This is a genomic window from Pigmentiphaga sp. NML030171 (assembly GCF_002188635.1).
Taxonomy (GTDB): Bacteria; Pseudomonadota; Gammaproteobacteria; order Burkholderiales; family Burkholderiaceae_B; genus Pigmentiphaga; species Pigmentiphaga daeguensis.
The window spans coordinates 52,230-64,421 of the sequence record NZ_NINX01000015.1 but is presented as its reverse complement, the minus strand read 5'-3'; the positions used below and the strand labels follow the sequence as shown (position 1 = coordinate 64,421).

Here is a 12,192-nt window from a genome sequence, read left to right as displayed (position 1 = left end):
CACGCCTTCGCATGTCATCGACTCCCTTGCGCAGCAGCAACCTGGCCGAGCAGCTCAGCGAAGTGCTCGCCACGCAGATCGTGTCGGGCGAGCGCGAGGCCGGCAGCCGCCTGCCCACCGAAGAACGCCTGGCCGCCGATTTCGGCGTCAGCCGCACCGTGGTGCGCGAGGCCATCGCGCGCCTGAAGTCCGATGGCCTGGTCACGACGCGCCAGGGGCTGGGGGCCTTCGTCGCGGCCACACCAGCGGGCCGGCCGTTCCGCATCGGCGGCGAGCGGCAAGAGGCGAACGCCGTCGTGCAGCAGGTGTTCGAGCTGCGGATAGGCGTGGAGACCGAGGCCGCCGCCCTGGCAGCCGCCCGCGCGACCCCGGCGCAGGTCAAGGAGATCCGCCAGGCGTTGAAAGTCCTGAACCAGGCCAGCCTGCGCGGCGGCGACGGGGTCGAGGAAGACATCCTGTTCCACCGGGCCATCGCGCGCGCCGCCAACAACCCGGTCTACGACGATTTCTTCGAGTTCCTGGAACGCCATACCCGCAACCAGCTTTCCATCAGCCGCCGCAATTGCGAGCTGGCCGGCTGGCTGACCGACATCACGATGGAACACGAAGCCATCTACGAGGCCATCGCCGCGCACGACCCCGCAGCCGCCCGGCAGGCCGCCCATGCCCACATGAGCAACGCGATGGCCCGCCTGCAACGCATCCAAGCCCACTGAGGATGGAGCCCACCCCTACGCGCTTGCGCGCGCCCCTCGAGGGGCGGCACTGGCGGCCCGGCGGAGCCGGATCCGCTGTGCCCTGGAGGGGTTGCCGTTTCATCGACCAACGTGGCGCCCAGCCCCATGAATGATCAACCCCCCGTAAGAAGGAAGAGAGACATGTCCGCACCTCCCCGCCTGCAAGGCCTGCTTGCCCCGGTCGTCACGCCGTTCCAGCCCGACATGCTGCCCGATGCCGACCGCTTCGCCCGCCATTGCCAGTGGCTGCTCGACAGCGGCTGCGCCGGCCTGGCCATCTTCGGCACCAACAGCGAGGCCAACTCGCTGTCGGCCACCGAGAAGATCGAATTGATGGGCAGGCTCGTCGCCGACGGCATCCCCGGCGCCAAGCTGATGCCGGGCACCGGCGCCTGCTCGGTGCCCGAGGCCTCGCAACTGACCGCCGCCGCCGTCAAGCACGGCGCGGCCGGCGTGTTGATGCTGCCGCCGTTCTTCTACAAGAGCGTGCCCGACGAGGGCCTGTTCCGCTACTACAGCCAGGTCATCGAGAACGTCGGCGACTCGGCGCTGCGCGTCTACCTGTATCACATCCCGCCCGTGTCGCAGGTGCCGATCTCGCTGCCGCTGATCGAGCGCCTGATCAAGGCCTATCCCGACACCGTCGTGGGCCTGAAGGACTCGTCCGGCGACTGGAACTACTCCAAGTCCGTCATCGACGCCTTCGCCTCGACCGGCTTCGACGTCTTCCCCGCCAGCGAAACACTGCTGCTGCGCGGCCTGCGCGCGGGCGGCAAGGGCTGCATCACGGCCACCGGCAACATCAACCCGGGTCCCATCAGCCAGCTCTACGCCAACTGGCAGGGTCCCGACGCCGAAGCGCTGCAGCAGAAGGTCACCCAGACTCGCGAACTGGTGCAGAAGTATTCGATGATCCCGGCGCTGAAGGCGATCATCTCTTATTTCGCGCAAGACCAGGCCTGGCGCGCCGTGCGGCCGCCGTTGACCGAGCTGCCGGGGGAGCAAGAGGCGGAGCTGATCGGCAAGCTGGAGGAACTGGGCTTCGACATGCCGGGGTTGAGGTAGCCCCTTGCGCCGCCCCCTTCAGCGGGCGCCCGAAGGGCAAGAGGGGAGGGCAATGATTCCGCCGCCCAGGCAGACTTCGCCATCGTAGAGGACGGCGGACTGGCCCGGGGTGACGGCCCACTGCGCTTCGGGGAAGCCCAGCTCGAAGGCTTCGCCCTGGGCGTGCTGCAGCGTGCAGGCGGCGTCGGGTTGGCGGTAACGGGTCTTGGCGCCGTAGGTGCCGGGGGCGGGGGGCTCGCCGGCGATCCAGGAGGCTTGCTGGGCTTGCAAGGCGTGGCTCAGCAGCCAGGGATGGTCGTGGCCCTGCACCACGTATAGCGTGTTGGACGCCAGGTCCTTCTTCGCCACGTACCAGGCGTCCGCGGTGCCGTCCTCCTGCTGGCGGCCCTTCACGCCGCCTATGCCCAGGCCCTTGCGCTGGCCCAGCGTGTAGAACGACAGCCCGACGTGCCGGCCCACGCGCTGGCCTTCGGACGTCAGGATGGGGCCGGGCTGGGTGGGCAGGTAGCGGTTCAGGAACTCGCGGAACGGGCGTTCGCCAATGAAGCAGATGCCGGTGGAGTCCTTCTTGGCGGCATTGGACAGGCCAAGCTCATGAGCGATGCGCCGCACCTCGGTCTTGCGGATCTCGCCCAGCGGGAACACCGTGCGCGACAGTTGTTCCTGGTTCAGCCGGTGCAGGAAATAGCTCTGGTCCTTGGTGCCGTCCAGGGCCTTGAGCAATTGATGGCGGCCCGCCTGCGGTCCCGACTCGACGCGGCGCACGCGCGCGTAGTGGCCGGTGGCGATGTGTTCGGCGCCCATGCGCATGGCATGGTCCAGGAAGGCCTTGAACTTGATCTCGGCGTTGCACAGCACGTCGGGGTTGGGCGTGCGGCCGGCCGAATATTCGCGCAGGAATTCCGCGAACACGCGGTCCTTGTATTCGGCGGCGAAGTTCACCGCCTCGATGTCGATGCCGATCACGTCGGCCACGCTGGCGGCGTCCAGCCAGTCCTGGCGGGTCGAGCAGTACTCGGAATCGTCGTCGTCCTCCCAGTTCTTCATGAAGAGGCCGACCACCTCGTAGCCCTGCTGTTTCAGCAGCCAGGCGCTGACCGACGAATCCACGCCGCCGGACATGCCCACTACGATGCGTCCCTTACTGCTTGCCATGATGCGTATCCACGATTGCCGTATGTGTGTAGAGCGCGTCCAGCGCCAGCCACGGCCGGCCCGACGCCCGCGCGCGCAGATAGTCGTCCACGCAGCGCATGACCAGCGGACTGCGGTGCTCGGCCTGCCGGGCGCGCAGTTCGTCGGCGGAGATCCAGAACGCGCGGCGTATGCCTTCGTCCAGGGCGCGGCCGGGAATCGGCTGGCCTGCCTCGCCCACGAAAGCGAAGCGCAGGAAAGTCGGCGCATCGGCGGCTTCGGGGCGCCACAGGTACGTGCCCAACCATCCCGACGGTACGAAGGGATGCGCGGTCTCTTCCAGGGTTTCGCGCCTGACGGCGCACTCGAGCGACTCGCCGGCTTCGAGGTGGCCGGCCGGCTGGTTCAGCCTGACGCCGTCGCCGGTGTCTTCCTCGATGACCAGAAACTTGCCGTCGCGCTCGATCACGGCGGCGACGGTGACTCGGGGCGTCCAGACCATGGAGGGTACTCGTTCGGATCCATGGGGGATTTTATCAAAGGGGGGCGCCGGCGCGGCCGGCTATCCCTCGAAGGCCTCGGGGTCATCCAGCACGATCCGCGCGGTCTTCTGGTAGTGCTCGGTCAGCAGTTCGACGGCCCGATCGGCGTCGCCCGCCGTGATGGCTTCCATCAATGCCTCGTGTTCGGCCTGGATCGGACGGTCCGGGAAGATCTTCTGCACCGACAACTGGCGATAGCGGTACAACTGGTCCGCCAGCTGTTCGCAGAAGCCGATCAGCCAGCGCGACCCGCACCCGCCTATCAGCGCCCGGTGGAAGGCTCGGTGGCGCTGTTCCCATTCCGGGTTGGCCTCGAAGCGGTCGTCCCGCAGCGAGCGTGGCGTCTTGGACAGGCGATGGAAGGCCAGGACCAGGTCCTCTTCCCATTGCGCGGAGCCGGATGCCATGGACTTGCGCAGGGCGATCTCTTCCAGCCAGCAGCGGGTATTGGTGATCTCCACCAGGTCGGCGGGGCTGACCGCCGCCACGGCGAAGCCGCGCTGGTCGCGCTGCTCCACCAGGCCGTCGGCGGTCAGCCGGTTCAGCGCCTCGCGCACGGGGGTCTGGCCGGCGCCGTAGTGATGGCTCAGGAATTCGATCTGCAGCTTGCGCCCGGGCGGCAGCAACCGGCCCGCCAGCAGATCGGCGCGCATGCGGTCGTACAGCGAGGTGGCCAGGGTGGCGGGGGCGCCGGGATCGGCCGGTGGGGCGGGGGTCTTAGCCACGAGAACTCCATGAAGCCCGTTGCGGGGGCGGCCGTGCGTGGGTGCCGGCCGGTGGATTTTATATGAAAGTGTATAAAACACCGTCTTGGAAGAAAATATGTATAAAAAATTGCGTTCCGAGAAAATGTATATAAAATGGCGAAGCCGAAGGAATGACCGCCCCGCGGGGCAGGCGTCTTTGCGCGTGCAGGCACGCGCGTTTTCACCCCACTATCGGAGTTAGAGATGAAATTCGTGAGTTTCCGCAAAGATGGCGCCGTGCGCCTGGGCGTCCTGGCCGATGACGGCATCATCGACCTGAACCAGGCCCAGCCGCAGGTCCCGGCGGACCTGGGTGCCGCGCTGCAGGCCGGCGTCGACCTCCAGGCCGCTGCCAAGGCCGCCATCGCGTCGTCGGCTCCGCGCCTGCCGGCCGACTCGATCGCCTACGCGCCCGTGGTGCCCCGCCCCGGCAAGATCATCTGCCTGGGCCTGAACTACTTCGACCACGCCAAGGAAGGCGGCCGCGACAAGCCCGAATACCCCTGGTTCTTCTTCCGCGGCGCCACCTCGCTGCTGGCCCATGGCGAACCCACGGTGCGTCCGCGCGTGTCCGACAAGTTCGACTACGAGGCCGAGCTGGCCGTGGTGATCGGCAAGGCCGGCCGCCACGTCAAGCGCGACCAGGCCATGGACCTCGTGTTCGGCTATGCCTGCTTCAACGACATCTCGGTGCGCGACTACCAGAAGCGCACGCCGCAGTGGACCATCGGCAAGAACTTCGACGCCACGGGCGCCTTCGGCCCGCACCTGGTCACCGCCGATGAGCTGCCTGCCGCCGCCAAGGGCTTGTCGATCAAGTGCCGCCTGAACGGCCAGGTCATGCAGGATGCCAACACCAGCGACATGATCTTCGACATCCCCGAGACCATCGAGCTGCTGACCGAAGTGCTGACCCTGGAACCGGGCGACGTGATCGTCATGGGCACGCCCGCCGGCGTGGGCCAGGCACGCAATCCGCAGGTCTGGATGAAGCCGGGCGACGTGGTGGAGATCGAGATCGAGAAGGTCGGCCTGCTGCGCAACCCGGTCACGGCCGAAGCCTGATATCCGTAGCTGCGACGCCATGAAAAAAGCCACCGTTCAGGTGGCTTTTTCATTTTCATCAGAGACCGTCGCTGCCTTCCTGCCGGGCGGCCGGAAGGGGAGCGAGGGGTAGGCGGCCGCGGTCAGGAAGCGGCCTGGGTCTGGGACAGCATGGCCTCGAAGGACTCGGCCTGGGCCATGGGCCAGTATTTCCGGTAGACCTCGTAGGGCGGCGTGCCGGCCAGCAGCTCGCCGCGCTTCAGGAAGGGAAAGAGGCTGGCCAGCAGCTTGACTTCGTTGCCCGATATCCGGCGCACGATGTGCTCGGCGCTCAGCTTGGATGGATGGTCCAGGCCCGCGGCCGACACCAGTTCGCTCAGGGCGCGCAGGGTGTTGCGGTGGAAGTTGTAGACCCGCTCGGCCTTGTCCGGCACCACCAGCGCCTGTTGTCGCAGCCGATCCTGCGTGGTGACGCCCGTGGGGCACCGGTCGGTATGGCAGGCCTGGGCCTGGATGCAACCCAGCGAGAACATGAAGCCCCGCGCGCTGTTGCACCAGTCGGCGCCCAGCGCCAGCGTGCGAGCGATGTCGAAGGCGGTGATGATCTTGCCCGAGGCGCCTATGCGTATCCGGTCGCGCAGGTTCACGCCGACCAGGGTGTTGTGGACCAGCAGGAGGCCGTCCTGCAGCGGCACGCCGACGTGGTCGGTGAATTCCACGGGCGCCGCGCCGGTTCCGCCTTCGGCGCCGTCCACCACGATGAAGTCGGGCGTGATGCCGGTTTGCAGCATGGCCTTGACGATGGCGAACCATTCCCAGGGATGGCCCACGCACAGCTTGAAGCCCACGGGCTTGCCGCCCGAGAGCCGGCGCAGGCGCGCCACGAATTGCATCAGGCCGATGGGCGTGGAGAAGGCGCCGTGGCGCGAGGGAGAATTACAGTCCACGCCCACCAGCACGCCCCGCGCCTCGGCGATCTCGGGCGTGACCTTGGCGCCCGGCAGGATGCCGCCATGGCCCGGCTTGGCGCCTTGTGACAGCTTGATTTCTATCATGCGCACCTGCGGCGAGGTGGCGTTGGCCACGAAGGCTTCCTCGCTGAAGCTGCCGTCCGCGTCGCGGCAGCCGAAGTAGCCGGAGCCGATGTTCCAGACCAGGTCGCCGCCCGGCGCGCGGTGGTAGCGGCTGATGCCGCCTTCGCCGGTGTCGTGCGCGAAATTGCCCTTGCGGGCGCCGGTGTTGAGCGCCGTCACCGCGTTGGCGGACAGCGCGCCGAAGCTCATGGCCGAGATGTTGAAGATCGAGGCGCTGTAGGGCTGGGTACAGTCCGGTCCGCCCACCGCCACGCGGAAATCGAAGTTCTCGATGTGCACCGGGGCCATCGAGTGGTTGATCCATTCGTAGCGGCGTTCGTACACGTCTTCCTGGGTGCCGAACGGGCGCTTGTCGATGTCCTGCTTGGCGCGCTGGTAGACGATGGAGCGCTGGTTGCGCGAGAACGGCGCGGCCTTGGTGTCGTCCTCGAAAAAGTACTGGCGCAGTTCGGGACGGATGAATTCGAACAGGAAACGCAGGTTGCCCAGGATGGGATAGTTGCGGCGGATGGCGTGCTTGCGCTGCAGGAGATCGACGATACCCAGCGCCAGCAGCGCCGCGAATATCAGCGCCGGGATGCCCCAGTCCGCGTCGTCCGCGGCCAGCAGGCCGAAGCCCGCGGTGCCCAGGACGGCCAGCCATAACGTGGTGTATCGGGGGGTAAACCAGGACATGCGAGACTCCTTGGGGCTGCAACGGAGTCAAGCATAGCAGCGCGGAGCGGACGGGCCGGGATCAGCCCCGGCGCGGATCGGTGTCGGCGAAGGAAGGGCGCTGCGCCAGTTTTTCGGCCAGGCGGGCCAGGTTCGGATGGCCGTCGCGCCAGTCGCGCTCGGGGTAGCGGAAGTCCAGGTAGCCCAGCGCGCAGCCCACCGCGACGTCGGCCAGCGTGTAGCTGTTGCCGGCACAGAAGGGCTTTTCGCCCAGGCCGGTTTCCATGGCATCCAAGGCGGCGTCGATCTTGCCCTGCTGGCGCGCGATCCAGCTCTCGCTGCGCAGCGCCTCGGGGCGCTGGGTATATTCGGCGCGGATCAGCACGGCGGCGTCCAGCAGGCCGTCGGCCAGGGCTTCCCAGCACTTGACCTCGGAGCGCTCGCGGCCCGAGGGGGGCAGCAGCCGGCAGACGGGCGTGATCGTATCCAGGTACTCGACGATGACGCGGGAATCGAAGACCGCGCCGCCGTCCTCCATGATCAGGCAGGGGACCTTGCCCAGCGGGTTGGAGTCCTGGATGCGGGTGTCCGCCGCCCACACGTTTTCCTGCTCGAACTGGTAGTCGAGTTTCTTGTCTGCCAGGACGATGCGGACTTTGCGGACGAAGGGGCTGGCCAACGAGCCGATAAGTTTCATAGGGCGAGAGCCGGATGGTCCTAAAATCAGGGCCGGCCGGCGGGCATGGATGGGCCGCGGAGTATACCATCCGGACCCGTCCCCGGATAAGGTGCGGTGCTACAATTTCTTTTTACTTTCAAGCGCTTATGAAGACTTCCGACCAGCTGACCCCCCTCAATGCATTGTCGCCGCTGGACGGCCGCTATGCCAGCCGCGGCGCGCTCCTGCGCCCGCTCTTGTCCGAAGCCGGCTTCATGCATCACCGGGTGCAGGTCGAGGTCGCGTGGCTGGTGGCGCTGTCCGACGCGGGACTGCCCGAATTGCAACCCTTCTCCGTTGCCGCGCGCCAGCGGCTGGCGGAACTGGTGGCGGAATTCTCCGAATCCGACGCCGCCCGCATCAAGGACATCGAGCGCACCACCAACCATGACGTGAAGGCGGTGGAGTACTGGCTCAAGGAAAAAGTGGCCGACAACGCCGAGCTGTCCGCCGCGGCCGAGTTCATCCACTTCGCCTGCACGTCGGAAGACATCAACAACACCTCGCACGCGCTGATGCTGCGCGCCGCGCGCGACCAGGCCCTCGTGCCGGCGCTGCGCAAGGCCTACGACAAGCTGGCGGCCCTGGCCGAACAGCATGCCGACCAGCCGCTGCTGTCGCGTACCCACGGCCAGCCCGCCAGTCCCACCACCATGGGCAAGGAATTCGCCAACATGGCGGCGCGCCTGGGCCGGGCCATCGCCGAGATCGAGCGCGTGGAGCCGCTGGCCAAGCTCAACGGCGCCACCGGCAACTTCAACGCCCACCTGTCCGCCTATCCCGAGATCGACTGGGAAGCCTTCAGCGCCAAGGTGCTCCAGGGCCTGGGCCTGACGCAGAACCGCCACACCATCCAGATCGAACCGCACGACTGGATGGCCGCGCTGTTCGACGCCGTGGCGCGGGCCAACGTGATCCTGCTCGACGTGAACCGCGACATCTGGGGCTACATCGCGCTGGGCTATTTCAAGCAGCGCCTGAAGGAAGGCGAGATCGGCTCGTCCACCATGCCGCACAAGGTCAACCCCATCGACTTCGAGAACTCCGAAGGCAACCTGGGGCTCGCCAACGCCACGCTGCGCCACCTGGCCGACAAGCTGCCCGTTTCCCGCTGGCAGCGCGACCTGACCGACTCCACCGTGCTGCGCAACCTGGGCGTGGCCTTCGGCTACTGCCTGGTGGCCTACGACGCCTGCGTGCGCGGGCTCGACAAGCTGGAGATCAACGGCGCGGCCATCGACGCCGACCTGGACGCCTGCTGGGAAGTGCTGGCCGAACCCGTGCAGACCGTCATGCGGCGCTATGGCTTGCCGCAGCCCTACGAGCAATTGAAGGCGCTGACCCGGGGCAAGGGCATCAGCGAAGAGGCGCTGCGCGAATTCATCCTGGGGCTGGACCTGCCCGACGAGCCCAAGGCCCGTTTGCTGGCGATGACCCCGCGCAACTACATCGGCCTGGCGGCCAAGCTCGCCCGCGAGCTGTCGTAGCCCGCCGGGATGTGGGCGCCGGCGCCCACATCCCGGGAACCCTGGCGCGCCGCGCGCATCGAACACGTTGGAATCGTTGTCCGACCGGTCTATCGTCCGGTAGACCCTCCCCCGTCCGTCCTACCCAGGAGCCCCTGATGAAGAGACTTTTGCGCGTACTGTCCGTCGCCTGTATCGCCGCCGCCCCCATGCTGCTGCCCGCCACCGCCGCCGCCCAGTTCGCCAAGCCCGAGGACGCCGTCAAGTATCGCCAGTCGGCGCTTACCGTGATGTCCAACCACTTCGGCCGCATCGCGCCGGTCGTGCGCGGCCAGCAGCCCTACGACCCGGCCCAGGTGAAGGCCGACGTGGCCATCGTGGCCATGATGTCCAAACTGCCGTGGAGCGCATTCGGCCCGGGAACCGAAGGCGGCGGCGCCAAGCCCGCGGTCTGGTCCGACAACGCCAGGTTCAAGCAGGGCCAGGAGCGTCTGCACGGCGATATCGACAAGCTGGTGGCGGCGGCCGACACCGGCGATCTGGCCCAGGTGCGGACCGCGTACGGCGCGGCCGCCGCCAGTTGCAAGGCCTGTCACGACAATTTCCGGAACCGGTAATCGATCGAAATAGGTTTCAGGGCTTGTAAGCCCGTTGTTTCAAAAAAAAGCCAGGTCCACCCTGGCTTTTTTCGTTTTCCGGCGGTCGAATACCTGTGTATTTCCGCCAAATGGGGGGCCCGTCATGGCTTCCGTATCGAAAATCGTCTTGTGCATGGCCGCCGCCTTTTCCACCGTGGCCGGCCTGCCGGTTCCCGTCGCGGCCCAGACCACGGCATCGACCCGCAACGGCGTCGCGCAACCCGCGGAGCTGGAGCAACTGGTCGCGCCCATCGCGCTGTATCCCGACGCGCTGCTGTCGCAGATCCTGATGGCCTCCACCTATCCGCTGGAAGTGGTCGAGGCTGCCCGCTGGCAGAAGGACCATCCCAACGTGACGGGCGCGGACCTGGAAGGCGCGATGCAGAACCAGGACTGGGATCCCAGCGTCAAGTCGCTGGTCGCCTTCCCCAACGTGCTGGACATGATGAACGAACGCCTGAGCTGGACCACGCGCCTGGGCGACGTCTTCCTGTCGCAACAGGATGCGCTGATGGACCAGGTCCAGGTGCTGCGGTCGCGGGCCCAGGCGGCCGGCAACCTGACCTCCGGGCCGGAGCAGACGGTCACCACCGTGCCGTCCTCGGGCGGCACCACCGTCATCCGCATCGAGCCCGCGCGGCCGGACGTGGTCTACGTGCCGGTCTACAACCCCACGGTCGTCTACGGGCCGTGGCTGTATCCGGCCTACACGCCGTTCTACTGGTACCCGCCGGGCTACGTGGCCGCCGGCGCGGTGTTCTCGTTCGGCGTGGGCCTGTTCATCGGGCATGCGCTGTGGGGCGGCTACGACTGGCACGCGCACCGGGTCAACGTCGTCAACATCTACAACTACAACAACTTCAACCGCACACGCTTCAGCCACGTCGACTGGCAGCACGATCCCTACCACCGCCGCAACGTCGGCTACGGTGATCCCGGGCGCGGCCGCCAGTTCTACGGCGGCGATCCGGCCAGACATTTCGCCGCGCGCGAGGCGTACCGCGCCCGGGCCGATGCCTGGCGGCGCGACCTGCCCAATATCGACCGCGCATCGCTGCGCGATCCCGGCAGGGATTTCGGCAGCCGCTTCGACGGAGGCCACGGCAGCCGCTTCGACGGAGGCCACGGCAGCCGGTTCGACGGTGGCCACGGTAGCCGCTTCGATGGCGGGCGGCCGGGAGCGGCGGGCGACCGCGGCACGCCCGGCAGCCGTTTCGATGGACAGGGAAGCGGCCCCAGGGCCGATGGCGGCCGCGGCCGCGAGACGGGTAACCCGGGCGCGATGCCGGGCCGCATGCCCGGTGGCGGTGCGGGGATGCCGGGAGCCGAGGGTGGGCGCGGGCAGCGGCCCCAGGCGTCGCGTCCGGGCCAGGACGGCCCGCGCGGCGCCGCGGGCATGCCCTCGCGTCCGTCCGGCGGCCGGGAATGGGCCGGTGGCCGTGGCGAAGGCGGCGGAGTTCAGGCTGGCCCCGGAGCGGGCCGGGGCTGGAGCGGTCCGCAGGGCGGCCGCGAGTTCGGCGGTGGACGCGAGTTCGGCCGCGGGGGCGGCGGCTTCCATGGCGGTGAAGGCCGTGGCGGGGAAGGCCGTGGGGGCGGCAGCGTGGGCATGGCCGGCGGCGGAGGCGGCGGTCATCACGGCGGCCGCTGACCGGCACGCCCGAGACGGATCAGAACATGGCGGCGGGCCGCAGCGACACGATGCCGTAGACCACCGCGGCGACCACGGCCGCGATGACCAGCGCCAGCAGGCGGGTGCCCGCCGTATCCCGCGCGGAGTCGGCGCCAGCGGTGAATTCCTCGGCCGGAGCATCGCCGGTCACCATGGCGCGGGTCAGCTTCTGCTTCTTCGCGACCCGATACCAGATGATCGCCAGGAGGTGCAGCCCGACCAGGATCAGGATGGGCAGCTCATCGAGCTTGTGCAGCCCGGTCAGCCGGTCCGACCAGTCCTTGCCGACCAGGCCCGCCAGCGGCCCTTCCGTGAAGATGTCGTCGTTGGCGAACAGCCCCGTGACGGCCTGGTAGCCCAGCAGCAGGATCATGGCCACCACCGACAGCGCGCCCAGCGGATTGTGGCCGGGCGTGCGCGGCATGGTGCCCCCCAGGTAGGCGGCGATGGCGCGCGGCCCGCGCACGAAGCGCGCGAAGCGGGCATGGCTGCTGCCCACGAATCCCCAGACGATGCGGAACAGGATCAGCCCCAGCACCGCGTAGCCGAACAGCAGGTGGTATTCCGTCCACAGGCCGCCGGCCTTGATGGTGGCGAAGGCCCCGGCCACACAGATGACGAGCAGCCAGTGGAAGAGGCGGGTGGGAAGGTCCCAGACGCGGATCTTGCTTGGGTTGGGCATGGG

12 protein-coding genes are annotated in these 12,192 nt (G+C 68.0%); 6 read left to right on the top strand and 6 right to left on the bottom strand.

Annotated features, from left to right (window positions below):
• Positions 1–11: 11 nt before the first annotated feature.
• Positions 12–716 carry a FadR/GntR family transcriptional regulator gene (locus tag CDO46_RS02820; protein WP_165963050.1) on the top strand — a complete coding sequence of 235 codons (705 nt, stop codon included), beginning with the start codon at positions 12–14 and terminating at the stop codon, positions 714–716.
• A gap of 162 nt (positions 717–878) precedes the next feature.
• Positions 879–1,802, top strand: a complete 924-nt coding sequence (locus CDO46_RS02815; protein ID WP_087837049.1) for a dihydrodipicolinate synthase family protein — start codon at positions 879–881, stop codon at positions 1,800–1,802.
• Positions 1,803–1,820: 18 nt separating this feature from the next.
• On the opposite strand, the gene mnmA is transcribed toward CDO46_RS02815, so the two are convergent.
• From mnmA to CDO46_RS02800, 3 genes are read right to left on the bottom strand one after another with little or no spacing between them, the layout of a single operon-like run.
• Positions 1,821–2,957 (bottom strand): tRNA 2-thiouridine(34) synthase MnmA, encoded by a 1,137-nt coding sequence (gene mnmA / locus CDO46_RS02810; RefSeq protein ID WP_087837048.1) that lies wholly within the window; start codon positions 2,955–2,957, stop codon positions 1,821–1,823.
• A complete protein-coding gene (locus CDO46_RS02805) occupies positions 2,944–3,438 on the bottom strand; it encodes an NUDIX hydrolase (RefSeq protein ID WP_087837047.1) in 495 nt (164 codons plus the stop codon). The genes mnmA and CDO46_RS02805 overlap by 14 nt, the downstream gene beginning before the upstream one ends.
• 60 nt (positions 3,439–3,498) lie before the next feature.
• Positions 3,499–4,203, bottom strand: coding sequence for a GntR family transcriptional regulator (locus CDO46_RS02800; RefSeq protein ID WP_254914546.1), 705 nt, complete (start codon positions 4,201–4,203; stop codon positions 3,499–3,501).
• Positions 4,204–4,428: 225 nt separating this feature from the next.
• On the opposite strand from CDO46_RS02800, the gene CDO46_RS02795 reads away from it, so the two are divergent.
• The gene (locus CDO46_RS02795; protein WP_087837046.1) at positions 4,429–5,289 is read left to right on the top strand and encodes a fumarylacetoacetate hydrolase family protein; all 861 of its coding nucleotides are present in this window, start codon (positions 4,429–4,431) and stop codon (positions 5,287–5,289) included.
• Positions 5,290–5,411: 122 nt separating this feature from the next.
• Here the strand turns inward: CDO46_RS02795 and CDO46_RS02790 are convergent, their stop codons facing one another.
• Positions 5,412–7,037, bottom strand: coding sequence for an FMN-binding glutamate synthase family protein (locus CDO46_RS02790; RefSeq protein WP_087837045.1), 1,626 nt, complete (start codon positions 7,035–7,037; stop codon positions 5,412–5,414).
• Between the two features lie 61 nt (positions 7,038–7,098).
• Entirely contained in the window at positions 7,099–7,713 is a 615-nt protein-coding gene (locus CDO46_RS02785) for a glutathione S-transferase C-terminal domain-containing protein (RefSeq protein ID WP_087837044.1), read from the bottom strand.
• A gap of 128 nt (positions 7,714–7,841) precedes the next feature.
• Between CDO46_RS02785 and purB the strand changes: the two genes are divergently transcribed.
• The 3 genes from purB to CDO46_RS28750 all read left to right on the top strand — a co-directional run bounded on the left by purB (position 7,842) and on the right by CDO46_RS28750 (position 11,486).
• Positions 7,842–9,221 (top strand): adenylosuccinate lyase, encoded by a 1,380-nt coding sequence (purB, locus tag CDO46_RS02780; RefSeq protein WP_087837043.1) that lies wholly within the window; start codon positions 7,842–7,844, stop codon positions 9,219–9,221.
• Positions 9,222–9,358: 137 nt separating this feature from the next.
• Positions 9,359–9,817 (top strand): cytochrome c, encoded by a 459-nt coding sequence (locus CDO46_RS02775; protein WP_087837042.1) that lies wholly within the window; start codon positions 9,359–9,361, stop codon positions 9,815–9,817.
• Between the two features lie 124 nt (positions 9,818–9,941).
• Complete coding sequence (locus CDO46_RS28750) at positions 9,942–11,486, top strand: DUF3300 domain-containing protein (RefSeq protein ID WP_217896293.1); 1,545 nt, start codon at positions 9,942–9,944, stop codon at positions 11,484–11,486.
• Between the two features lie 19 nt (positions 11,487–11,505).
• On the opposite strand, the gene CDO46_RS02765 is transcribed toward CDO46_RS28750, so the two are convergent.
• A complete protein-coding gene (locus CDO46_RS02765; RefSeq protein ID WP_087837041.1) occupies positions 11,506–12,189 on the bottom strand; it encodes a cytochrome b/b6 domain-containing protein in 684 nt (227 codons plus the stop codon).
• Positions 12,190–12,192 lie beyond the last annotated feature (3 nt).